Source organism: Peterkaempfera griseoplana, from assembly GCF_001418575.1.
Lineage (GTDB): Bacteria > Actinomycetota > Actinomycetes > Streptomycetales > Streptomycetaceae > Peterkaempfera > Peterkaempfera griseoplana.
Window position 1 is genome coordinate 1 of record NZ_LIQR01000069.1, and the last position, 22,818, is coordinate 22,818.

A 22,818-nucleotide genomic window follows, 5' to 3' on the forward strand; every position below is an offset into this window, starting at 1 on the left:
CCACCGCGACGCCCACCCCCACCGCGACCAGCTCGGCCACCGGGGCGTCCTTCGCGGTCAACGCCACCACCGTCTACGGTCAGAACATCTATGTGGTGGGCAACAACGACGCCCTGGGCAACTGGGACACCGGCAAGGCCCTGCCGCTCTCCTCGGCGAGCTACCCCGTGTGGAAGCTGGACGTGTCGATGGGCGCCGGCACCTCCTTCGAGTACAAGTACATCCGCAAGGAGTCCAACGGCGCCGTCACCTGGGAGTCCGGCGCCAACCGCACCGCCACCGTGCCCAGCAGCGGCACCGTCGTCCTCAATGACACCTGGCGCAACTGACGTACCGTCACAAGAGCTGCACCGGGGCGCCGTTCCGCATCCTTCCGGGGTGGGGACGGCGCCCCGCCGTACGGGCCGCGCGCCTGCCGTACCGGAGCCGCCCCACCGGTCGCCGGGACGGCACCCCCCGGGACCGCCGTCCGCCGCCCGAGCCGCGGGCGGTGGGCCAACCGGCGATCCGCGCCTGCCGATTGGCCCATGGACCGGGCCCCGATGCGGCCCGTGACCGGGCGGCGCCGCGCTGCGTACGCTGAGCCGCAGGACGTTCCGACCCTCCTGGAAGGTGCCCCGACCCATGGCCTCAGCCGCCGCTCTGCGCGCACTGCACCACCGGCCCGGACAACCACTGGTCCTGCCCAACGTCTGGGACGCGGTGAGCGCCCGGTCCTTCGAGGCGGCCGGTTTCCCCGCCCTGGCCACCGCCAGCGCCGCCGTCTCGGCGGTGCTGGGCCACTCCGACGGGCAGGGGACACCGGTCGAGGTGATGCTGGCCGCCGTGGCCAGGATCGCCGGCTCCGTGGCCGTCCCGGTCACGGCGGACATCGAGGCCGGATACGGCCTGCCCGCCGGTGAACTGGCCGAGCGCCTGCTGGCTGCCGGGGCGGCGGGCTGCAACCTGGAGGACTCCGACCCCGGCAGCCGTACCCTCGCCGACCCGGAGGCGCATGCCCGCCGGCTGGCCGGGCTGCGCGCCGCGGCCGGCCCCGACCTGGTGGTCAACGCCAGGGTCGACGTCTATCTGGGCGGCCGCTTCCGGGGCGGGCCGGAGGAGGCCCTCGCCGAGGCCACCGCCCGGGCCGAGCGCTATCTGGAGGCGGGCGCCGACTGCGTCTATCCCATCGCCGCGCCGGAGGCCGACCTCGCCGCCCTGGTCAAGCGGCTGGAGGCGCCGGTCAACGCGCTCTGCCCCCGGCCGGCCCGGGCCGCACTGGACCGGCTGGCCTCGCTGGGCGTCGCCCGGATCACCTTCGGCGACGGGCTGCTGACCGAGGTCTCGGCCGGGCTCGACACCCTCGCCGCCGGACTTGCCGCGGACGCCGCCGCCCTGGACGCCCACGGCTGAGCGCCCCACGGCCGGGACACCGGCCGGGACACCGGACGGGACACCGGACGGGGCCGGGCCGCGCGGGGGATGCGGCCCGGCCGCCGGGTCCGCATGCCGGGTCCGCATGCCGGGTCCCGGCCCGTCCCGTGGCGTCACGGGGGTCGCCGGGCGGTCCCCGTCGTACGCCCGACCTGCACATTGATTCCGTGCACATCATCTGCTTATTCGCTCCGGGCAGCCTGGTGCCCCGGCAGCCTCGCCGGGACCCCGCCGACGCCCAGGTGATCCGGAAGTGATGAGCAGCATGTCCGCCCCGTACGTCCTCGCCCAGGACCTCCCCGACATCGGGACCTCCACCAGCGCCGGCAGCGTCCGCTTCGCCGGACTGCTCCTGGTGCACGCCGCCCTGCGGCGCGACCTGGTGCGCCTCCCCGGAGCCATCCGCACCCTCGGCCCCCGGGACGACGACCGGGGCCACGCGGTGGTGCGCCGCTGGCGGTTCCTGGTGGATATGCTGGTCCGCTACCACGAGTACCAGGACGTCAGACTCTGGCCGCTGCTGCGCCGCAGGGCCCCTGAACTGCGGCTGCTGGCCAACTGGCTGGAGGCGGACCACCACGACCTGGAGCAGTGCGCCGACGGCACCACCGCCTCCGTGCTGGAGGGCGCCCTCACCCGCACCGGCACCTGGAGCGCCGCCCACGCCGTCGAGGGGTTCGCCATCGAACTCCAGGGACACCTGCGGATCGAGGAGACCCAGGTGCTGCCCGCGATGCGCCAGGTGCTCGAACCGGGCGCCGTCGTCGGCACCCTGCCGGACCTGCTGCGCTGTGCCCGCGGCGACACGGGCCCGGGTACCGCCGACGTCCTGGCCTGGCTGCTGGAGGGGGTGCCCCAGCGGATCGCCGACGAACTGCTGCACCAGTGCGACGACACGGTCGTCCGCCAGTGGCCGCACTGGCGCGACACCTACGCCCGGGTCAGCGAGGAGGTCTGGGGGGAGCCGTCGCACACCGTCTGACCCGGCGGCGTGCGACGGCGGGGCCCGGCCCGGCGGACCGTCAGTCCGTGCAGACGGCCGTGACGAACTCCGCCACCCGCTCCCGGGTGAGGTGCCGTGCCAGGTCCGCCTCACTGATGATGCCGACCAGCCGGTGGTCGTCCTCGGCGATCACCGGAAGCCGGCGCACCCGGTGCTGCTCCATCACCCTCAGCACCTGGTCCTCGTCCGCGGTGTCGCGGATCACCAGCGGGCGGCCCGCCGCCAGCTCCCCGGCGGTCATCTGCGCCGGATCCTCGCCCTCGGCAAGGCACTTCACCACGATGTCGCGGTCGGTCACGATCCCCTTGAGCTTGTTGTCGTCCCCGCAGATCGGCAGCGACCCGACGCCCAGCTCCCGCATCATCCGCGCCGCGGTGTCCAGCGTCTCGTGCTCGCTCACGCACTGGGCGCCCGTGTGCATGATCTCCTTGGCTGTACTCATGATCCGGCCTCCCGGTTCGCAGACAGCTCCTGACTCCATCGTGCGCGCCCCTGCGGCGGGCGGCCACAGGAGCAGGCACCCGGTCAGAGCGGCGGCAGCAACTGCTCCGTCCAGATGGTCTTCCCGAACCGGGTGTAGCGGCTGCCCCAGCGGTGGGCGAGCTGGGCGATCAGGAAGAGTCCACGGCCGCCCTCGTCGGTCAGCCGGGCGCGGCGCAGCCGGGGCTGGGTCTGGCTGGGGTCGGAGACCTCGCAGATCAGCACCTTGTCCTTGATCAGCCGCAGCCCGACCGGTGCCCCCGCATAGCGGATGGAGTTGGTCACCAGCTCACTGGCGATCAGCTCGGTGGTGAAGGCCAGCTCCGCCAGGTCCCACTCCGTCAGCTGCGCCGCCACCAGCTCCCGGGCCTCCGCCACCGCCGCCGGATCACCGGGGAACTCCCACCCGACCGCCGCCCCCTCGGGCAGCGCCCGGATCCGGCTCACCAGCAGCGAGAGATCGTGCGCGGGCGGCTCCGGCAGCAGGTCGTCCAGGACGTCGCGGCCCATCTCCGCGGAGGAGGCGTCCGGCCGCGCCGAGCACTCGATCTGCTCGCAGAGCCGGGCCAGACGCTCCTCGGCGGTCTCGTCCGGCGAGGACAGCAGCTTGTCGGTGAACAGAGTGAGCACCGCACCGGGCGCCAGCTCCAGCTCCAGCTGCTCGAACGGCTCGCCGCCCAGGCCCAGCGCCGGACCCGGCTTGACGTCGGCCACCACCGCGGGCCCCCCGGGCGCGGCGATCACCACCGGCGGCGGGTGGCCCGCGCTGGCCATGGTGCAGTGGCCGGTCACCGGGTCGTACACCGCGTACAGGCAGGTCGACCCGTACACCCCGCCGCCGCTGCTGTGCTGCGTCGCGGCGGCCTCCTCGGGGCGGCTGCCGCCGCCCTGCTCGCCCGCGACCAGCCGCACCACCAGGTCGTCCAGGTGCGACAGCAGCTCCTCGGGCGTCATGTCCAGGTCGGAGAGCGTCTGCACGGCGGTACGCAGCCGGCCCGTCGCCGCGGTCGCCTCCAGACCGTGCCCCACCACGTCCCCCACCACCAGGGCGACCCTGGCGGAGGACAGGGCGATCACATCGAACCAGCTGCCGCCGATCCCCGCCGTGCTCGCCGCCGGCACATACAGCCCCACCGTCTCGGCCGCGGTCACCTCCACCACCGAGCGCGGCAGCAGGCTGCGCTGCAGCGCCTCGGCGGTGCGGTGCTCACGGGTGTAGCGACGGGCGCTGTCCATGCCCAGGGCGGCGCGTGAGGCGATCTCCTCGCCCAGCGCGGCGTCGTCGGGCCCGAAGGGCGGCCGGCTGCCCAGCCGCCACAGCATCAGGCAGCCCAGCACCATGCCCCGGGCGTTCAGCGGCACCACCAGCAGCGAGGTGGCCCGCTCCGCCTGGATCACCCGGGCCAGTGAGGGATCGCGGGCCACCCTGGCCCGGATCCGCTCCATGTCCCGTATCAGGATCGCCGCGCCCTCCCGCAGCCGGTCGGCGTCGTCCCGGATGATCCGTGCGGTGGTGCCCCGGGGGTGCAGCTCGCACGGCCACTCGCCGTCCGCGGCGGCCACCGCCACCCGGCGCAGCTGGGTGCCCTGCGCGAACCGGCCCGGCTCCTCGCCGACCAGCACCGCCTCGGTGAGGTCCACCGCCGCCAGGTCCGCGAACCCGGGCACCATCACCTCGGCGAGCTGCTCGGCGCAGCGGGCCACGTCCAGCGTGCCCTCCAGCCGCTTGGCCGCCCTGCCGACCAGGCGCAGCTGCTGGCGGCTGCGCTCCTGCTCGGTGACGTCGGAGAAGGTGGCGGCGACCCCGGTGAAGCGGCCGTCGGCGTCCTCCAGGCGAAACATCGACAGCGACATCACCCGGTCCACGGAGGGGGAGTCCAGCCGGCGTGCGGAGTGCACCCAGTCGATCACCGGGACCCCGGTCTCGGCGACCTTGTGCAGCTGCTCCTGGATGGCCGCGGCGTCCTCCGGCAGCAGTGCCTCCCCCAGGTCCTCCAGCGGCCCCTGGTCGGGCGGGATCCCGCTGCCCGCGGTCGGGTTGACCCGCACCATCCGCAGCTCGGAGTCGTGGATGGCCAGCCCGATCCGGGTCTGGGTGAAGAGCGCACGTACCAGCGCCTCGTCCTGCTGCCGGCGCTCGGCCACCGGTTCGGGGGTCACCAGCACCAGGTACCGGGCCAGGGCGCCGGCCCTGGGATGCAGCGGCAGCACATCCAGCCGCGCCTCGATCGGGCCCGAGGGGCCGCGCAGGGCCGCCCTGGTGCCCGGCGGGGGCAGCGGGTCCGTCCACTCCTCGGGCCGCAGCAGCAGCTCGGTGGCCGGGCGGCCGCTGAACTCCGTGACCGGGCGGCCGATCAGCGACTCCAGCTCCGTGGTGCAGGTGATCACGGCGCCGTCGCGGTCGAGCACCAGCACCGCCGCGCAGCCGCCCGGCAGGCGGCTGTCGGTGCGGGGATCGGGATGTGTGCTCGTCTGCCTCACCCCCGGACGTCGGTGATCGTGGTTCCATTCAACCCGCCCCGGTGTCCGCTCGCGCGGTGGCGAAACCGGCGAACGGGTGATGAGCAGGTGCGACCGGGGACGGTTGGCGCGGTCGGCGGCCGGGGAGGACAGCAGTGATCGGCCGCCCGGACCTGGGGACGGCCGCCGCGCTGAAAGGGTGGGGACGTGCGATTCGGACTGCTGGGGACCGGACCCTGGGCCACTGCGGTACATGCCCCGGTGCTGGACGCCCATCCGGATGTCGAGTTCGCCGGTGTGTGGGGGCGGCGCCCCGAGGCGGCGAACGCGCTGGCCGAGCGGTTCGGTGCCCGTTCCTACCAGGACCTCGACGCCCTGCTCTCCGATGTCGACGCGGTGGCCGTGGCGCTGCCGCCCGCCGTGCAGTCCGAGCTGGCCGTACGGGCCGCCAAGGCCGGCTGCCAGCTGCTGCTGGACAAGCCGCTGGCGGTGACGGTGCCCGCCGCCCGGGAGGCGGTCGCGGCCGCGCAGGCGGCGGATGTGGCCTCGGTGGTCTTCTTCACCACCCGGTTCGGGCTGGAGCAGGAGGCCTGGATCAGCGAGCAGGCCCGGACCGGCGGCTGGTTCACCGGCCGGGCGGACTGGCTGGGGGCGGTCTTCTCCGCCGAGAGCCCCTTCGCGGCCTCGCCCTGGCGCCGGGAGAAGGGTGCGCTGTGGGACGTCGGTCCGCACGCCCTCTCGGTGCTGCTGCCGGTCCTGGGGGAGGTCGAGGAGGTCACCGCGGTCCGGGGCCCGGCCGACACCGTCCAGCTGTTCTGCCGGCACGGTTCCGGCGCCACCAGCACGGCCACCCTCAGCCTCACCGCGCCGCCCGCGGCCAGCGGAGCCACGGTGGAACTGCGCGGCGAAGGGGGAGTGGTGGTGCTGCCCGAGCGCAACGACGGACCCGCGGCCGCTTTGCACCGGGCGGTGGACGCGCTGCGCTCCGCGGCCGCCACCGGCACCCCGCACCCCTGCGACGCGGCCTTCGGGCTGGCGGTGGTCGAGGTGCTGGCCGCTGCGGAGCAGTCGCTGGCCACCGGGCGGGCCGCCGCCGTCTGACCGGACACGGCGGGTACGGAGGCACCCACGGCACCCGGGGGCGCCGGAGGGTACGGAGGACCGGGGAGGCCCCTGAGGGCGCGCCACCGGGCCCCCCGACGCCCCGCAGGACGCGTCAGAGGGCCCGGCGCGGGGCTCAGGAGTTCAACAGGACCGGGAAGGACTCCAGGTCGTTCTGGGTGAGGACGGGGAGGTTGCGGATCTCCTCGACCGGTACCGCGAGCGCCAGCCCGGGGAACCGGCCGAAGAGGCGCGGCAGCGCGATGCCGGCCTCCAGCCGGGAGAGCGCCGCCCCGGGGCAGATGTGCGGACCGTGACCGAAGGTCATATGGCGGATCGGGGCGGGCCGGGTGATGTCGAACAGGTCCGCGTCCGGGCCGTGCTGACCGGTGTCCCGTCCGATCGCCCGGTAGGACATGACCACTCCGTCGCCCTTGGGGATCACCGTCCCGGCGATCTCGATGTCCTCGGTGGCGAACCGCATCAGCAGATGGGTGGTGGGGGTGTCCCAGCGCAGCGTCTCCTCGATCACCGTCTCCCAGGAGACCTTCCCGTCGAGCACCAGCCGCAGCTGCTCGGGGTGGGTGAGCAGGGCGCGGACCGCGTTGAGGATCAGCCCGATGGTGGTCTCGTGCCCGGCCGCCACCATCGCCTTGAGGTTGCCCACCACCTCCTCCTCGGTGAGCGGCTCCCCGCCCTCGTCGGCGAGGATCAGCGCGCTGGTGAGGTCGTCGGTGGGGTGGGCGGTCTTCTCCCGCACCATCGCGGTGAAGAAGACGTCCATCTCCTCGATCACCGCCAGCCGCTCGTCCTGCGGGGTGAGCATCGAGAAGAACGCCCGGTACATCCGGTGCAGCCGGGGGTGCTCGGCCGGGTCGACGCCCATCAGCTCGCTGACCACGCTCAGCGGCAGCGGCAGCGCGAAGTGGGTCTTGAGGTCCACCGGGCCGTCGGCGCCCGCCGCGGCCAAGCCGTCCAGCAGCCGGTCGGTGATCTCCTCGATGGCGGGCTGCAGCTCGGCGACCCGGCGGGGGGTCACCGCCTGCGCGGTCTTGGCCCGCAGCCGCCGGTGCTCGGCGCCGTCCACGGTGAACATCGAACGACCCGAGTCGATCATGCCGATCAGCGGCCACTCCCGGGTCACCTCACCGGTCTGCCACAGCCGCCAGCTGTTGATGTCCTTCACCAGCCGGGGGTCGGTGAGCAGCTGCCGGGCCTCGGCGTGCCGGGTGACGGTCCAGGCCGGGGCGCCCATCAGCTCGATCCGGTTGATCGGTGGTCCGGCCCGCAGCCATTCGGTCTCCCCGGCCAGGTCCCGCACCAGCGGGTCGATGACGAGGGTGTCCGCGCTGAAGGGGCAGCCGCTTGTGGCGGTCCCCTCCAGGGCCGGCTGAGGTCTGTTCAACGGAGGCCTCCAGTGGTGGGCACAGGGGTGAAACGGATCGGCAGTGCCGACATGCCGCGCAGGAACGCGGACGGCCGCCGGACCAGCGTCTTCGCCGGTACGGCCAGGTCGAGATCGGACAGCCGGTCCAGCAGCACCTCGATGCCGGTCCGGGCGATCACCTCGGCGATCTCCTGGGCGGGGAAGGGACAGCGGTACTCCCCGTAGCTGAAGGAGAAGTGGGCGCTGTTGCCCTCGTGCAGCCCGTCGTTCGACCGCGGTCCGTGCTGCCGGATCGCCGGGTCGGCGTTGGCCGCGGCGAGGCCCAGCAGCAGCATGTCCCCGGACCGGATGGAGCGCCCGCCCAGCTGGGTGTCGCGGGCGGCCCAGCGGCCGGACAGGATCTGGGTGGGGGTGTCCTCCCAGAGGACCTCGTTCATGGCCTGCGCGACACTGTGCCGCCCGCCGCCGAGGGAGGCGGCGAAGCGGTCGTCGGTGAGCATCAGCCGCACCGAGTTGCCCAGCCAGTCGGCGGTGGGCAGGTGGCCGGCGGCGGTGATGGCCATCAGGTCCAGGATGTACTCCTGGTCGGTGAACCGCTCCGGGTGGGCGAGCATCCGGGAGGCCACGTCCGCGCCCGGCCGGGCCCGCTTGGTCTCGACCAGCCGCTGCATGTGCTCGCCGAACCGCAGATACGCCTGCTGGGCGTCGGCCCCGCCGTCCGCCAGCGCATTGAGCACCCGGGCGACCTCCGGGCCCTCCTCGTCGGGGAAGCCGATGATCCGGGCGAGGACCAGCACGGGGAGCAGCACGGCGTACTCGGAGACCAGCTCGGCCGAGCCGCGGCCGCAGAAGCCGTCGATCAGCCGGTCGGCCAACTGCTCGGTCAGCCGCCGCAGTTCGAAGAGGTCGACGCCCTCCAGGGCCGGGCCGACCATGTCCACATGCCGTCGGTGCTCCGCGCCGACGGTGTAGTAGATCGACGGCTGGCGCTGGCCGATCATCGGCAGCAGCGGCCAGTCCGCAGGGATGTTGGGCCACTGGTTCCAGAGCCCCACATCGCGGGGGAAGAGCTGCGGATCGCTGGTGACCTGGTGGAGCTCGCGGTAGCCGATCACCAGCCAGGCGGGCAGCCCGCCCAGCTCCACCGGGACGACGGGACCGTGGTCGCGGCGCATCTCCCGGTAGAGGTGCAGCGGGTCGGTGTGGAAGCGGGGACCGCTGAGCGGCACCGCGTCCGTGTCGGTGTGGGCCGGGCAGCCCACGGGGGGTGCGGACGGCGACTGCCCGGCGGCGGACGGCGCGGAGGGCGAGGAGGACGTCGTCACGATGCGGTCTCCCGGGCGGAGGCGAGGGCCCGCAGATGCTCCACGAGCGTGATGAGGACGTGCTTGCTGGAGGTACGGGACCGGGCGTCGCAGTCGATCAGCGGCACCCGGGGATCCAGGTCCAGGGCGTCGCGGACCTCCTCGGCGGTGTACTTGGGGCCGCCGAAGTCGTTGCGGGCCACGATGAACGGGGTCCCGTGGTGTTCCAGCCGGTCGATGGCGTACCAGGAGTCGGCCAGCCGCCGGGTGTCCACCAGCACCACCGCGCCCAGGGTCCCGGCGAACAGCCGGTCCCACAGGAACCAGAACCGCTCCTGCCCGGGTGCGCCGAACAGGTACAGCACCGTCCGCTCGTTGAGCGAGATGCGGCCGAAGTCGAAGGCGACGGTGGTGGAGGTCTTGCTGCTGATGCCGCCGAGGTCGTCGATGCCCCGGCTGGCCTGGGTCATCGTCTCCTCGGTGCTCAGCGGCCTGATGTCGCTGACCGAACGCACCAGGGTGGTCTTGCCGACGCCGAAGCCGCCGACCACGACGATCTTCAGCCCGTTGTCAGCGGTGCGCACCAGCGGGGTGCGGACCGCCGGGTCAGAGATTGCGGAGTCCAACGAGCACCTGCTCCAGGAGGGGAAGGTCGGGCAGTTCCGCCCGAGAGGGGACGGCCCGTGGATGCCGGGCGGTGATCCTGCCCATGTCCAGCAGGTCGGAAAGCATGATCTTCACGATGCTGACGGGCAGCCGCAGATCGGCCGCGATCTCCACCACGGCGGTGGGCAGCCGGCACATGCGCAGGATCGCGGCATGCTCCGACTGCATCCCCAGGGTGGCCTCGGACTCGCTGACGACCAGGGTCACCAGGTCGAAGTCATGGGCGTCGGACCGGCTGCGTCCCCCGGTGAGGGTGTACAGCCGGTCCGGGCTGTCGTCGCGGCCCGGGCGGATCATGCCGGGCTGCCCTCCCCGGCGGGCTGCCGTGGGGCAGCGCTGAGGTACTCGCCGATCTGCTCGACCAGTTCGTGCATGTTGTGGCCGATCAGACCAGGGTCCGCCTCGTCGTCGGCGACCACCGCCACATGGGCCCCGGCGCCGGCCTCCACGATGAAGAGGATGCCGCCGTAGAACTCGGTCATGGACTGCCGCACCCCGCCGGTGCCGTCGCCGAACTCCATGGAGGCGCCGTGCGAGAGGCTCTGGATGCCGGCGGATATCGCGGCGAGCTGGTCGGCCCGGTCCTCGGAGAGCTCGGGGGTGTGGCAGAGCTTCAGGCCGTCACGGGACAGCACCAGCGCGTGCCGGGCCCCCGGCGTGCGCTCCAGCAGGCCCTCCAGCAGCCAGGTGAGCTCGGTCACCGGTGCGGCGGGTGCAGTCATCGGTCGTCCTCCGGAAGCGAAACAGTGGTGGGAGCGGGTGCGGTGCCGGCCGGGTCCTGGCCGGTGACGGCTCGGCGGAAGGCGCCGAACCGGGCAGCGGAGTCGGCACCCGGGCGCGGGCCGCGGGAGGCCTGCTCCGGGACCGGGTGCTGCCGCTCGGCGGGAAGTCCGCCGGGATGGGCTGCGGCCAGGGTGCGGCCGCGGCTGCGCTTGGGCAGACCGCCGGACCCGGGGGAGGGGTCGGCGGCGGGGGTGCGTGCGGTGAACGTCTCCGTGGTGAACGCCTCCGCGGTGATGGCCTCCGCGGTCAGCGGCGGCTCCGCGGCCGAGGTGTGCGCGGGGGAGCGCTCCTCGGCGGCGGTGTGCGCCCGGGAGGCGGTGTGCTCCCCGGCCGGGGCCGGGGCCGCCGACAGCGGCCTGCGGCTCTGCGGGACGGCGGCGGGCACCGGCTCCGGCTCGGGAGCGGGCTGCGGCCGGGTGACCAGCTCCTGCGGCAGCAGCATGACCACCCCGGTGCCGCCACTGGCCGAAGGCCGGAAGGAGACCGTCAGGCCGTGCTTGCGGGCCAGCCGCCCCACGACGGCGAGGCCGAGCCGGGTGCCGGAGAGCGCGGCCAGGTCCGGGGTGTCGCCGGAGACGGCACGCTCCGCCCGGCGCAGCGCGACATCGCTCATCACCAGGCCGCTGTCCTCGACGGTGATCACCACGCCGGCCGGTACCTCGGCCACATAGACATGGACCTCGGTGGTGGGCGGCGAGAAGTTGCAGGCGTTGTCCAGGAGTTCGGCCAGAGCGTGCATCACGCCCTCGGCGGCGTGGCCGGCCACCGCGATGTCGGTGGTGGAGTGCAGCCGCACCCGCTGGTAGCCGGCGATCCGGCCGGTGGCGCCGCGCAGCACCGACTCCATCACGATCGGCCGCGCCCAGCGGCGCCCCGAACGGGCTCCGGTGAGCACCGCGATGCTGTCGGCCAGCCGCCCGGCCTGGGCGGTGCGGTGGTCCAGGTGCAGCAGGTCGCCCAGGACCTCCGCGTCGCCGTGCCGGTGCTCCATCTCGCGGAGATCCGCCAGCACGCTGGTGGCCAGTGCCTGCATCCGTCCGGCGACGTTGGCGCAGGCGGACATCGCGGCCGCCCGACGGTTCTCGCTCTGTGCGAACTCCACGGCCAGCTGCCGCAGCGCGCGCTGGTGAGCCGGATCCGTCGGGGCCGGGACGGCGGCCAGCGCGCCCTCCCAGGACGCTCCGCCGCGCAGCCGGTCGAGCAGCAGGGGCAGGGCCTCGTCGGCGAACGCCGGAGCGCTCGCGGCTGCGGCGGCCGCCGCAGCCGCGGCACGGGTCCGTACCCGTCGGGCCTGCTCCCGCTGGAACACCGCGGCGGCCACGGCGGTGCAGAGCAGCAGCCCCGCGACCCCGGTACCGACGGCCAGCGGTGTACGGAAGGAAGCGGGAGCGGATGCCACTGCCCACACCTCGGCAGCCGCAGCCAGGACGGCTGAGACAAGAAAGGCGAGCAGTGGCCGACGCAGCAGCGGGCGCTCCGCCCGTGGGTGAGCCGCGTCCGTGTGCACTCTCATCGACTGGTTCCTCGGGGCGGAAGGGGGGAATCACACGGGCCGGCGAACGCCCCAGTGAAGACGTGTTCTTGACAAGTCAAAGAGATCATAGATGAGTTGACGGTCAGTTGGTGTCGATCTCGTAAAACCTTCTGCTGATATCTGACCAGAATTGGTCGAACAGAAAGGAGTTGGACACTTCCGGGCGGCGACGGGCCGCACCGGCGGCTCCTCGGTTCGGTGAGGACCGGCTTCGGCGGTGTCCGGTGTGCGGGTGATCCGGTTGTCTGATGTCCGGTCAGGAGACATGGAGACGACGGGAGCTGGGGGGCTCAGGGGTGCGGCAAGGGGCCTCCGGCGATGCGCTCGATGTCGGTGTTGAAGCGCCGCAGACAGTTGGGCGCACACGGTGACGTCCTCGTCCGCCCAGTCGGCCATGACCCGGTCCGGGGCGTGGACGACGGACTCCCGCTCCCGCTCGAGCCGCTGTGCGCCCCGGTCGGTGATGCGGAACGTGCGGGCCGCACCGCCCTCGGGGTCGGGGATGCGTTCCACCGGGCTTTGAGGGGGGAGGCGTTCAGCCCGAAGGCGTCGCTCAGCTCGCCGATCGACATCGGCGCCTGCGTACGGATCCGGCTGAGCAGGAGGTAGGCGCTGCGGTCCAGCGCGTCACCGGCGCGGTCGCCTGCCCTGCGGTGGGCGGCCGAGTGGCATCTGCTCGTACTCGACCTCAGGAGTCGGTCTGCCCAGGCCTCTGCTGCCTCCCGTCCTGCGCCCGGCGCCTCGTGCCGCATGCCGGCGAGTCCGTTCCCTGCCCCTTCTGTCGGCATGCATGGCGCATTTGTAATGTATTGGGCATATAGCGTGGCTCATGCATGTGACATGTATGCTGCACACCCTTCTTGTTCGACCGACAGACCTGCCGAGGAGATCCGACGATGGACGCCCCCCAGCCAGCAGCCCGCGCCGGAGGCGTGGTCGCCACCCTGGCGCTCGCCGGCATCACGGCAGCGATCATGCAGACCCTGGTCACCCCGCTGATCGCGGAGCTGCCGCAGATCCTGCACACCACGACCTCCAACGCGGCCTGGGTGATCACCGCCACCCTGCTGGTGGCGGCCGTCTGCGTACCGGTGGTCGGCCGCCTCGGCGATCTGGTCGGAAAGCGCCGCATGCTGCTCGTCTGCTCCGTGCCGCTGGTGGCGGGCTCGGTGGTGTGCGCCCTCTCGTCCTCCGTGGTGCCCATGATCGTCGGACGCGGCCTTCAGGGCATGGGCATGGGCATGCTCCCGCTGGGCATCGCCCTGCTGCGCGACGTCGTCCCGGCGGAGCGGCTCAGCTCGTCGATCGCCCTGGTCAGCGCCTCCATGGGGATCGGCGGCGGCCTCGGGCTGCCGATCGCCGCAGCGATCGCCCAGTACGCCGACTGGCGGGTGCTGTTCTGGGGATCCGCCGGGCTGGCCGCGGTGGTCGCGGTGCTCATCTGGTTCCTGATCCCCGACGTGCCCGCCGGAGCCAGAGGTCAGCGCTTCGACGCACCCGGCGCCCTGGGCCTCGGCGCCGGCCTGGTCTGCCTGCTGCTCGGCGTCTCCAAGGGCGCCGACTGGGGCTGGGGTTCGGCCACCACGCTCGGACTCCTGGTCGCCGCCGTCGCGGTGCTCGGCGCCTGGGGACTGTGGGAACTGCGCACCAAGGACCCGCTGATCGACCTGCGCACCACCGCACGCCCCCGGGTGCTGCTCACCAACGCCGCGTCGATCTTCGTCGGCTTCGCCATGTACGCCAGCATGCTGGTCGTCCCGCAGCTGCTGCAGTTCCCCAGGGCGACCGGCTACGGCCTGGGCCAGTCGATGCTCGCCTCCGGCCTGTGGATGGCCCCCGGCGGTGTGATGATGATGATCGTCTCCCCGCTGGGCGGAAAGCTCACCAACGCCCGGGGGCCCAAGTTCACCCTGACCAGCGGCGCTCTGGTGATCGCCGCCGGGTACGGGCTGTCCCAGGCGCTGATGGGCTCCGCCTGGGGTCTGATGGTGGTCTGCATCGTGATCAACAGCGGTGTGGGCCTTGCCTACGGAGCGATGCCGGCACTGATCATGAGCTCCGTCCCGCTGTCCGAGACCGCGGCCGCCAACGGCTTCAACACGCTGATGCGATCGCTGGGCACCTCGGTGGGCTCCGCCGTGATCGGTGTGGTCCTGTCCCAGATGACCGTCACCCTGGGCGGCCACACCCTGGCCTCCGAGAACGCCTTCCGTACCAGTCTGCTGATCGGCGGCGGCCTGGCGCTGATCTCCGCGGCCGTCGCGGCCGTCATCCCGGCTCTGCGCCGCGCCGGAGCCGACGGCGGGCCGGCGGATGCGGCGCCCAGCGCCCCCGAGGAGGCGCCGGTGGGGGCCTGAGGCCTCCCGTCCCGACCAGGATCCGTCCGCCCCGGCCCGGTGTCGCGGGCGGACGGATCCGTGCTGTCCGCCGGGCTCTCGCGGTCGCCGTCAGGGCGTGGGCCGCAGCCCGGCCAGGGTGACCTCGACCAGGCGCCGGACGGCGGCCTCGGAGGGCAGGCCGCCCGCAGCGGAGAGGGCGTGCAGGCAGTAGTCGGCCAGTTCGCCGGGCGGGGTGTCGTCGCGGACCGCCCCGGCCCCGGCGGCCTCGGCGATCACATCGCCGACCAGGCCGCGCAACTGCCGCTGTGCGGTGGCGATGTGCTCGCCCCGGTGGACGAAGGCGGCGATCTCGCCGTCCCGCGGCCGCTTGTGGGTGATGTGCGCATAGGCGCGCAGCACGGCCTCCAGCCGCGCCGCCGGATCGTCGGCCTGGTCGCGGACCTGGGCGAGACGGTCCAGGTGGGCGCCGACATGGCGCTGGTGCCAGGCGACGAGGATGGACTCCACGTCCGGGAAGTACTTGTAGAGCGTCGCGCGCCCGATCCCGGCCTCCTTGGCGATCTGCGACATCGTCACCGACGACAGGCCGTGCTCGGCCACCAGTGCCGCCGTGGTCTCCAGGGTGGCGTCCCGTACCGCCTGGCGGTGGGCCTCGATCGTCTCGTTCCACAGCTTCGGCATGCCTCTGAGACTACGTGACGGCCACGGTACGACACTTTGCCTTGACAGAGACACTGTGTATCGATAAATCTGACGTCCGTCGATCCGGACGAACAGAGGAGGCCCGATGTCCGGCGCACACGGCGGCCCCGGCCCCAGCACCCCACAGCGGACACCGGCACCCGGCGACCTCTATGCCGTCCCGCCGCCGTGGGACATCGGCGGACCCCAGCCCGCGCTGGCCGCCCTCGCCGGGACCGGCGCCCTGCACGGGCGGGTGCTCGACGTCGGGTGCGGCACCGGGGAGCACACGCTGATGGCCGCCCGACTGGGCCTGGACGCCACCGGTGTCGACCTCGCCGCCACGGCCCTGGAGGCCGCCGAGCGCAAGGCCCGGGCCAGGGGACTGACCGCGCGCTTCCTGCGTCACGACGCCCTCGACCTGGCCGGCCTGGGGGAGACCTTCGACGTCGTCCTGGACTCCCTGGTCCTCCATGGCTTCGAGGGCGGCGACCGCGCCGCCTATGTGGCCCAACTGCACACCGTGACCGGTCCCGGCGGACGGTGCTTCCTGCTCTCCTTCCGCGACGAACCGCCGAACCGGCCGGGACGCGTGCACCGGATGACCCCCGACGGGATCCGTGCGGCCTTCGCCGACGGCTGGCGGATCGACGCGATCGACGCCGTCACGGTCGCCGCCGCCCTCGCCCCGCCCGCCGACGCCATCCGGGGCTGGCGGACCGCACTCACCCGCATCTGACCACCGCCCCCACCCCTCGGACGGGACCGCCGGGCCGTCGCCGCGCGGCGGTCGGCGGCGGTCCGTCCGCACCCGGAAGGAACGGCCCCGTGCCGACAGCCGAAGCCCTGATCGCCACCGACCGCGCAGGCCGGTACCTCGTCCAGCTCTGCCGCCACCTCGACAGCATGACCCGCCTCGACCACCGGCCGCACGGCGCCCACGGCACCCACGGCGCCCATGGCGAGGGCCGGACGGGCCCGGAGATCCGGCAGGTCGACTGGTCCGGCACCACCGGGACCGTCCGCTTCGCCGACGGTCTGTGGAGCCTGGAGGCCGGCCCGGACGCCCTGGCTCTGCGGGTCGACGCCGATGACGAGGAGTCCCTGCGGCGACTGCGGGCCGCCGCCACCACCCGTATCGAGCAGATCGGCAGACGTGCGCGGCTGCGGGTGGTCTGGGAGCCGCCCCGGGAGTCCGGCGCCGCTGCGCAGCCCGGTGACGGCGGCGCGCCGCCGGAGGCGCTGCCGCAGTCCGCCCGGCCCGATGCCGCCGGGCCGCCGCACCGGAGGCACGGTACGGCGGCGGCCCTGGCGGCGGGCGGAGTGCTGGTCGTGGCCGTGCACCTCGGTCTGGGCGGGGCCGCGGCATGGACCGGGTGGGCCGCCGGCACCGTGCTGGCGGTCGTCCTGCTGAAACTGGTGCTGATGGGCGGCCATCTGGCGCTGGGCCGGGTGGCCCTGCGGCGCGGCGGAGCGGCGGCAGCCCTGGCGGCGGTCCTGCGCCGTCCGGGCCGCCGCGAAGCCGCTCCGCGGCCGGCGGACACCCACCGGGCGGGCGACCGGGACGGTTGATTCCATGTCCGGCCAGGTGCCTGGACCCGGAACGGGGCCGGGCCCGGCCGCCCCCGCTAAGGGGACAGCCGGGCCCGGTCTGCACTCGGATCCGCCGAGCCCCGGTCGGGGGCTGCCCCTCAGGGGGCGCACCCGGTCCCGGATCGGCGGGTGGCGCTGCTCAGATGTCGAAGTAGAGCTCGAACTCGTGCGGGTGCGGCCGCAGCTGGATCGGGGCGACCTCCTGGGTGCGCTTGAAGTCGATCCAGGTCTCGATGAGGTCCGGGGTGAAGACCCCGCCCGCGAGCAGGTACTCGTGGTCGGCCTCGAGGGCCTCCAGCACGGCCGGGAGGGAGGCGGGGACCTGCGGGACCGCGGCGTGCTCGTCGGGGGCGAGCTCGTAGAGGTCCTTGTCGACCGGCTCCAGCGGCTCGACCTTGTTCTTGATGCCGTCCAGGCCCGCCAGCAGCATGGCCGAGAAGGCCAGGTACGGGTTGGAGGACGGGTCGGGGGCGCGGAACTCGATGCGCTTGGCCTTGGCGTTGGACCCGGTGATCGGGATGCGGATCGCCGCGGAGCGGTTGCGCTGCGAGTAGACCAGGTTGACCGGGGCCTCGAAGCCGGGGACCAGGCGGTGGTAGGAGTTCACCGTCGGGTTGGTGAAGGCCAGCAGCGAGGGGGCGTGCTTGAGCAGGCCGCCGATGTAGTAGCGGGCCGTGTCGGAGAGGCCGGCGTAGCCCTGCTCGTCGTAGAAGAGCGGGGAGCCGTCGCTCCACAGCGACTGGTGGACGTGCATGCCCGAGCCGTTGTCGCCGAAGATCGGCTTCGGCATGAAGGTGGCGGTCTTGCCGTTGCGCCAGGCGACGTTCTTGATGATGTACTTGAACAGCATCAGGTCGTCGGCGGAGGCCAGCAGGCTGTTGAACTTGTAGTTGATCTCGGCCTGGCCGGCGGTGCCCACCTCGTGGTGCTGGCGCTCGACCTCGAGGCCGGCCTTGGCGAGCTCCAGGGACATCTCGGCGCGCAGGTCGGCGAAGTGGTCCACCGGCGGGGCCGGGAAGTAGCCGCCCTTGTAGCGGACCTTGTAGCCGCGGTTGTCCTCGAGGGCGCCGGTGTTCCAGGCGCCGGCCTCGGAGTCGATGTGGTAGAAGGCCTCGTTCGCCTTGGTCTCGAAGCGGACGCTGTCGAAGACGTAGAACTCCGCCTCGGGGCCGAAGTACGCGGTGTCGGCGATGCCGGAGGAGGCGAGGTAGGCCTCGGCCTTCTTGGCCACGTTGCGCGGGTCACGGCTGTACTGCTCGCCGGTGATCGGGTCGTGGATGAAGAAGTTGATGTTGAGGGTGCTGTCCTTGCGGAACGGGTCCACGCGCGCGGTGCTGAGGTCGGGCACCAGGGCCATGTCGGACTCGTGGATGGCCTGGAAACCGCGGATCGACGAGCCGTCGAACATCAGCTGCTCGGCGGGGTCGAACGTGGCGGCCGGCACCGTGAAGTGCTGCATGACACCCGGCAGGTCGCAGAACCGGACATCGACGAACTTGACGTCGTTGTCCGAGATGTAGCGGGACACCTCGTCGGCGTTGTTGAACATCCATCCTCCTCGGCCCGGCGGAACGCCAGGAGTTTCGCGTGAACGGACCGCTCGTCCCGACCGGCCGCGATGCGGCAACGATAGGAAGAGGCCGTTTCTCGGGCGTGACCCGCCTGTTTCGCGGATGTTAACCGCCCTGGCCCGGCAACGGTCGGACCCGCCGTCTTCCGGGGGTTTCGCGCTGCGGGCAGCGGCTTCGGCCGCCGTTTCGGCGGAAGTGGTCTGGACCAGTTGTCTCACTCTGCAGTGTCCGGAATCGCTCCGGTGTCCATAATCCGCCCTACCGGCGGACATCCGTCGCTGTCAAGGCCCCGCCGCCCCCGGGTCCTGGCCCCCCGGTTACTGTGGATCCGTGGACAGCAGAGAAGCGTTGGGTTCGTGGATCGACGGCCCCCGGGCGGCCGCCGAGAGGATGGGTGCCGACTTCGGGCACCGCGGGGCACGGCTCGGCCTGCCCGAGGAGGGGCCCGGCTCGATCGCCCCGGTGGGCCGCCGCATCGGTGCGCTCTTCGTCGACGGCTGGCTCTGCACCATGATCGCCTACGGGCTGCTGGCCCGGGGCGACGCCTCGCAGGCCAACCTCTGGTCCACCCCGGTGTTCTTCGTGATGAGCGTGCTGCTGCTCTCGACGGCCGGCAGCACCCTCGGCAAGCGGCTCTTCGGCCTGCGGGTGGTCCGCCTCGGCGGTGGCCGGGCGTCCGTGGTGCAGGCCCTGGGCCGCAGCCTGCTGCTGGTCCTGGTGGTGCCGGCGCTGATCTGGGACCGGGACGGCCGCGGACTGCACGACAAGGCGCTGGGCACCGTCGAGGTCCGCGTCTGAGACACCCCGCGCCCGCCCGGCCGCACCCCTTCGGGGCGGTGCGGCGCGGACGACCGGCTGCGGTGGCACGTCACCGGCCTGTGAACGTGAAGCGGCCCCGCCGCCCCCGGGAGGGGGTGGCGGGGCCGTCTGTCGTTGTGGGAGCGGGCAGGGGTGGTTCAGCGGGCCCGGCCGCCCTTGGGCATCCGGGCGTTGCGGGGCAGCGGACCCTTGGGGACCGGGGCCTTGGAGAGCAGGTCGCCCATCGCCCGCAGCCGGTCGTTGATCTCGGTCACCTGGGACGGGGTGATGGCGCGCGGCAGCCGCATCAGGTGCACCTGCAGCTTCTTCAGCGGGACCTCGCCCTCGCCGTCGCCCACGATGATGTCGTGCACCGGCACATCGCCGACGACCCGGGCCATCTTGCGCTTCTCGGCGGCCAGCAGCGGCCGCACCCGGTTGATGTTGCCCTCCGCGATCAGGGCGATGCCGGGCCGGCCGACGGCGCGGTAGACGGCGTCCTGGTTGCGGGTGACCGCGACCGGCGTGGGGCTGGTGCTCCAGCCCCGGCGGATGTTGTTCAGCACCGCGGCCGCCGCTCCGGGCTGGCCCTCCATCTGCCCGAAGGCGGCCCGCTCGGCACGCCGGCCGAAGACGATCGCCATCGCCAGCAGGGCCAGAACGAAGCCCAGGATGCCCAGGTAGACCGGGTGGCCGATCAACAGTCCGATGGCGAGGAGCACGCCGAAGGTGATGATGCCTACGCCGGCGATGATCAGACCGATGCGGGTGTCGACCCGCTTGGTCATCTGGTAAGCCTGACGGATCTGCTTGAGCCGTCCGGGGTTCTCGGATGTTTCCCTCGCCATGAGGCTCATGGTACGGGGATGCACCAGCCGATGCCCAAGCCCGGTCCCCGTCCGGGCTGATTCAGCGTCCGTCCGGTCCGGTCCGGACATCCGCGCGGGGCTGCGCGGGCGCGGCCGCGCAGGCTCCTCAGCGCACCGCTGCGGAGCTCCGACCGGAGTCCCCGCGGGCCGCCAGGGCGCCGAGAACGGTGGCGGTCTCCGCCCGGTCCGCCGCATGGCGGCGGTTCTCGCAGACGGCGTCCCAGGCATTGCGCCGGGCCACCTGCTGACCGCCGGCGAACAGCACCGACTCCGCCATCCGCAGTGCGGTGACGAAGCCGTTGATGCGAACAGCTCCAGGTACGACGGTGCCGACCTGCATGGTGAGCAACTCCCCTCGTCGGGTCGTGTTCCCGCCCTGTTCCGGGCACTCCGCGCGCCGTCCGCCCCCGATCCGGGGGCGGACGGCGGAGCGGTCACCAGTCCAGGGTCACCACATCGTGTTACCAGTCGGTGACCGGAGCGTCAAACTGCGATGAAAGTCGCACATGTCCGCCTCGAACCGCGTACCGCGAGGGAAACCGCACCTCAGCCGGTCGTCACGGCTCCGCGGCGCTCCAGGGCCTGCCGGTAGAGACGGCCGGCCCGGTACGACGAACGGACGAGCGGCCCGGACATCACCCCGGCGAAGCCGATCTCCTCGGCCTCCTCCTGGAGCTCCACGAACTCCTGGGGCTTCACCCAGCGGTCGACCGGGTGGTGCCGCACCGAGGGCCGCAGGTACTGGGTGATGGTGATCAGCTCGCAACCGGCGTCATGCAGGTCCTGCAGCGCCTGGCTGACCTCCTCGCGGGTCTCGCCCATGCCCAGGATCAGATTGGACTTGGTCACCAGACCGGCGGCCCGCGCCTGGGTGATCACCGAGAGGGAGCGCTCGTAGCGGAAGGCGGGACGGATCCGCTTGAAGATCCGCGGCACCGTCTCCACGTTGTGCGCCAGCACCTCGGGACGCGAGGAGAAGACCTCGGCCAGCTGCTCGGGCACCGCGTTGAAGTCCGGGATCAGCAGCTCGACGCCGGTGCGCCCGGCCGCCCGGCCGGCGGTCATCGCATGCACCTGGCGCACCGTCTCGGCGTACAGCCAGGCGCCGCCGTCCTCCAGGTCGTCACGGGCGACGCCGGTGATGGTGGCGTAGTTGAGGTCCATGGTCACGATGGACTCGGCCACCCGGCGCGGCTCGTCGCGGTCGAACTCCGCGGGCTTGCCGGTGTCGATCTGGCAGAAGTCGCAGCGGCGGGTGCACTGGTCCCCGCCGATGAGGAAGGTGGCCTCGCGGTCCTCCCAGCACTCGAAGATGTTGGGGCAGCCGGCCTCCTGGCAGACCGTGTGCAGACCCTCGCGCTTCACCAGCGCCTGGAGTCCGGTGTACTCGGGGCCCATCTTCGCCCGGGTTTTGATCCACTCGGGCTTGCGCTCGATGGGGGTCTCGCTGTTGCGGACCTCCAGGCGAAGCAGCTTCCGGCCGTCGGGTGCGACAGCGGACACGTGCGGCTCCCTCACTCGTCATTCTGTGCGACACCCTCAGGGTACGCCTCCGGTTGTGCGGCTCCCGCCGCCCGGGCGGCCTGGCAATCGCAGGCCGCGCCACGATCAGGCGGCGTCGGGGAGCGCCCGCATCTCGGTCAGCACATCCGCCAGGTGCCGTTCCACGAGGGGCAGCGCCTCCCCGACCGGGAAGGTCCGGCCCAGCTCCCCGGTGAGCGACGCCACACCGGCGTCGCGGATACCGCAGGGAACGATCCGGTCGAACCAGGTCATGTCGGGATTGCAGTTGAGCGCGAAGCCGTGCATGGTCACCCCCCGGGACACCCGCACGCCGATCGCCGCCAGCTTGCGGTCGTCGCCGCGCTGCCCGGCGTTGGACGGGGCGTACTCCGGACCGGCCAGCCGCGGGTCCAGGCCCATCTTCAGCCCCATCCGCAGCGTCAGCCCGCCGATGTCCACCTGCTGCGCCGGGTCCGCCACCGCGCCGGGGATCTCCTCGCCCAGCACCCAGACCCCGCTGCGGCCCTCGACCCGGGTGGTCCCCAGGCCGATCTCGGTGCAGGAGCGGATCAGGGCCTCCTCCAGCCGCCGGACGTACGCCACCACGTCCATCGGCTCCGGCAGCTTGACGATCGGATAGCCGACCAGCTGCCCCGGGCCGTGCCAGGTGATCTCCCCGCCGCGGTCCACCTGCACCACCGGGGTGCCGTCCAGCGGGTAGTCCTCGGGGTTGGTGCGGCGCCCGGCAGTGAAGACCGGGGGGTGCTCCAGCAGCAGCACCGTGTCCGGTATCTCGTCCGCCACCCGCAGCGCGTGCAGCCGCCGCTGCTCGTCCCACGCCTCCTGGTACGGCACCGAGCCCTCGCCGATGCCCATGCGTACGAACCGCACGTCCTCGCCCACCGCTGCCGCTCCTCGTCCGAGCCGTCGTTCCAGCCTTGCCACTGTACGCCCGGCGCCCGAAGGGCCCCGCCGGGCGTACGGCCCGCACGGCCGGCCGGTCAGTCCGCGGAGGCCGCGCCGGACAGCAGATGCAGGCGCAGCGCCAGCTGCAGCTCCAGGGCCCGCTCCGGGCCGTTCCAGTCGTGGCCCAGCAGCGCCTGCACCCGGTCCAGCCGCTGCACCACCGTGTTCACATGGACATGGAGCCGGTCCTTGGCCCGGGTGAGGCTGCCGCCGCAGTCGAAGTACGCCCGCAGGGTGCGCACCAGCTCGGTGCCCCGCCGGGCGTCGTACTCCAGCAGCGGACCCAGTGCCGTCTCCACGAAGCCGTCCACATCGTGCCCGTCCCCCAGCAGCACCCCCAGGAACCCCAGGTCGGCCGCGGCCGACC

23 protein-coding genes and 1 pseudogene are annotated in these 22,818 nt (G+C 73.0%); 8 read left to right on the top strand and 16 right to left on the bottom strand.

All coding sequences use genetic code 11. The features are described from left to right. From AOK09_RS05515 to AOK09_RS05525, 3 genes are all read left to right on the top strand, one after another. Positions 1–329 (top strand): CBM20 domain-containing protein (locus AOK09_RS05515; protein ID WP_265736706.1); only part of this gene is annotated, 329 nt, incomplete at its 5' end. Positions 330–624: 295 nt separating this feature from the next. Beyond that, positions 625–1,392 (top strand): isocitrate lyase/PEP mutase family protein, encoded by a 768-nt coding sequence (locus AOK09_RS05520; protein WP_055585983.1) that lies wholly within the window; start codon positions 625–627, stop codon positions 1,390–1,392. A 277-nt stretch (positions 1,393–1,669) separates the two neighbouring features. Then, entirely contained in the window at positions 1,670–2,395 is a 726-nt protein-coding gene (locus AOK09_RS05525; RefSeq protein WP_055585984.1) for a hemerythrin domain-containing protein, read from the top strand. A 40-nt stretch (positions 2,396–2,435) separates the two neighbouring features. On the opposite strand, the gene AOK09_RS05530 is transcribed toward AOK09_RS05525, so the two are convergent. Together AOK09_RS05530 and AOK09_RS05535 are read right to left on the bottom strand one after the other, a co-directional pair. After that, complete coding sequence (locus AOK09_RS05530) at positions 2,436–2,858, bottom strand: CBS domain-containing protein (RefSeq protein ID WP_055585985.1); 423 nt, start codon at positions 2,856–2,858, stop codon at positions 2,436–2,438. Positions 2,859–2,941: 83 nt separating this feature from the next. Continuing rightward, entirely contained in the window at positions 2,942–5,377 is a 2,436-nt protein-coding gene (locus AOK09_RS05535; protein WP_055585986.1) for an ATP-binding SpoIIE family protein phosphatase, read from the bottom strand. Between the two features lie 186 nt (positions 5,378–5,563). Here AOK09_RS05535 and AOK09_RS05540 point away from each other — a divergent pair, with 186 nt between their 5' ends. Beyond that, on the top strand, positions 5,564–6,457 hold the full coding sequence (locus tag AOK09_RS05540) for a Gfo/Idh/MocA family protein (RefSeq protein ID WP_055585987.1): 894 nt from the start codon (positions 5,564–5,566) through the stop codon (positions 6,455–6,457). A 136-nt stretch (positions 6,458–6,593) separates the two neighbouring features. Here the strand turns inward: AOK09_RS05540 and AOK09_RS05545 are convergent, their stop codons facing one another. From AOK09_RS05545 to AOK09_RS41740, 7 genes and pseudogenes are all read right to left on the bottom strand, one after another. Next, positions 6,594–7,841, bottom strand: a complete 1,248-nt coding sequence (locus AOK09_RS05545; protein WP_055586003.1) for a cytochrome P450 family protein — start codon at positions 7,839–7,841, stop codon at positions 6,594–6,596. A 17-nt stretch (positions 7,842–7,858) separates the two neighbouring features. Further along, positions 7,859–9,019 carry a cytochrome P450 gene (locus AOK09_RS05550; protein ID WP_245687134.1) on the bottom strand — a complete coding sequence of 387 codons (1,161 nt, stop codon included), beginning with the start codon at positions 9,017–9,019 and terminating at the stop codon, positions 7,859–7,861. 146 nt (positions 9,020–9,165) lie between these two features. Then, positions 9,166–9,774: a GTP-binding protein gene (locus AOK09_RS05555; RefSeq protein WP_055585989.1), complete on the bottom strand. Its 609-nt coding sequence runs from the start codon at positions 9,772–9,774 to the stop codon at positions 9,166–9,168. Continuing rightward, positions 9,755–10,111 carry a DUF742 domain-containing protein gene (locus AOK09_RS05560; protein WP_055585990.1) on the bottom strand — a complete coding sequence of 119 codons (357 nt, stop codon included), beginning with the start codon at positions 10,109–10,111 and terminating at the stop codon, positions 9,755–9,757. Before AOK09_RS05560 ends, AOK09_RS05555 begins: the two co-directional genes overlap by 20 nt. Continuing rightward, complete coding sequence (locus AOK09_RS05565) at positions 10,108–10,536, bottom strand: roadblock/LC7 domain-containing protein (protein WP_055585991.1); 429 nt, start codon at positions 10,534–10,536, stop codon at positions 10,108–10,110. The genes AOK09_RS05560 and AOK09_RS05565 overlap by 4 nt, the downstream gene beginning before the upstream one ends. Continuing rightward, positions 10,533–11,996, bottom strand: coding sequence for an ATP-binding protein (locus tag AOK09_RS05570; RefSeq protein WP_063795846.1), 1,464 nt, complete (start codon positions 11,994–11,996; stop codon positions 10,533–10,535). The genes AOK09_RS05565 and AOK09_RS05570 overlap by 4 nt, the downstream gene beginning before the upstream one ends. Positions 11,997–12,421: 425 nt before the next feature. Next, a pseudogene (locus AOK09_RS41740) lies at positions 12,422–12,839 on the bottom strand (MarR family winged helix-turn-helix transcriptional regulator). Between the two features lie 188 nt (positions 12,840–13,027). Between AOK09_RS41740 and AOK09_RS05580 the strand changes: the two are divergent. After that, on the top strand, positions 13,028–14,488 hold the full coding sequence (locus tag AOK09_RS05580; RefSeq protein ID WP_055585993.1) for an MFS transporter: 1,461 nt from the start codon (positions 13,028–13,030) through the stop codon (positions 14,486–14,488). 90 nt (positions 14,489–14,578) lie between these two features. Here the strand turns inward: AOK09_RS05580 and AOK09_RS05585 are convergent, their stop codons facing one another. Beyond that, on the bottom strand, positions 14,579–15,151 hold the full coding sequence (locus AOK09_RS05585) for a TetR/AcrR family transcriptional regulator (RefSeq protein ID WP_055585994.1): 573 nt from the start codon (positions 15,149–15,151) through the stop codon (positions 14,579–14,581). A 106-nt stretch (positions 15,152–15,257) separates the two neighbouring features. On the opposite strand from AOK09_RS05585, the gene AOK09_RS05590 reads away from it, so the two are divergent. Continuing rightward, entirely contained in the window at positions 15,258–15,890 is a 633-nt protein-coding gene (locus AOK09_RS05590; RefSeq protein WP_055585995.1) for a class I SAM-dependent methyltransferase, read from the top strand. A gap of 89 nt (positions 15,891–15,979) precedes the next feature. After that, a complete protein-coding gene (locus AOK09_RS41745) occupies positions 15,980–16,723 on the top strand; it encodes a DUF2218 domain-containing protein (protein ID WP_055585996.1) in 744 nt (247 codons plus the stop codon). Positions 16,724–16,883: 160 nt separating this feature from the next. Here the strand turns inward: AOK09_RS41745 and glnA are convergent, their stop codons facing one another. Continuing rightward, entirely contained in the window at positions 16,884–18,293 is a 1,410-nt protein-coding gene (gene glnA / locus AOK09_RS05600; RefSeq protein ID WP_055585997.1) for a type I glutamate--ammonia ligase, read from the bottom strand. A 352-nt stretch (positions 18,294–18,645) separates the two neighbouring features. On the opposite strand from glnA, the gene AOK09_RS05605 reads away from it, so the two are divergent. Continuing rightward, on the top strand, positions 18,646–19,113 hold the full coding sequence (locus tag AOK09_RS05605) for an RDD family protein (RefSeq protein ID WP_055585998.1): 468 nt from the start codon (positions 18,646–18,648) through the stop codon (positions 19,111–19,113). Between the two features lie 158 nt (positions 19,114–19,271). On the opposite strand, the gene AOK09_RS05610 is transcribed toward AOK09_RS05605, so the two are convergent. The 5 genes from AOK09_RS05610 to AOK09_RS05630 all read right to left on the bottom strand — a co-directional run. Further along, entirely contained in the window at positions 19,272–19,961 is a 690-nt protein-coding gene (locus tag AOK09_RS05610; RefSeq protein ID WP_055585999.1) for a DUF4191 domain-containing protein, read from the bottom strand. Between the two features lie 127 nt (positions 19,962–20,088). Then, positions 20,089–20,322: a hypothetical protein gene (locus AOK09_RS05615; RefSeq protein WP_055586000.1), complete on the bottom strand. Its 234-nt coding sequence runs from the start codon at positions 20,320–20,322 to the stop codon at positions 20,089–20,091. Between the two features lie 206 nt (positions 20,323–20,528). Further along, entirely contained in the window at positions 20,529–21,485 is a 957-nt protein-coding gene (gene lipA, locus AOK09_RS05620; RefSeq protein WP_055586001.1) for a lipoyl synthase, read from the bottom strand. Positions 21,486–21,590: 105 nt separating this feature from the next. Then, complete coding sequence (gene lipB / locus AOK09_RS05625) at positions 21,591–22,361, bottom strand: lipoyl(octanoyl) transferase LipB (protein ID WP_055586004.1); 771 nt, start codon at positions 22,359–22,361, stop codon at positions 21,591–21,593. 125 nt (positions 22,362–22,486) lie between these two features. Continuing rightward, the coding region (locus AOK09_RS05630; RefSeq protein WP_055586002.1) for a PucR family transcriptional regulator at positions 22,487–22,818 on the bottom strand (332 nt) is incomplete at its 5' end.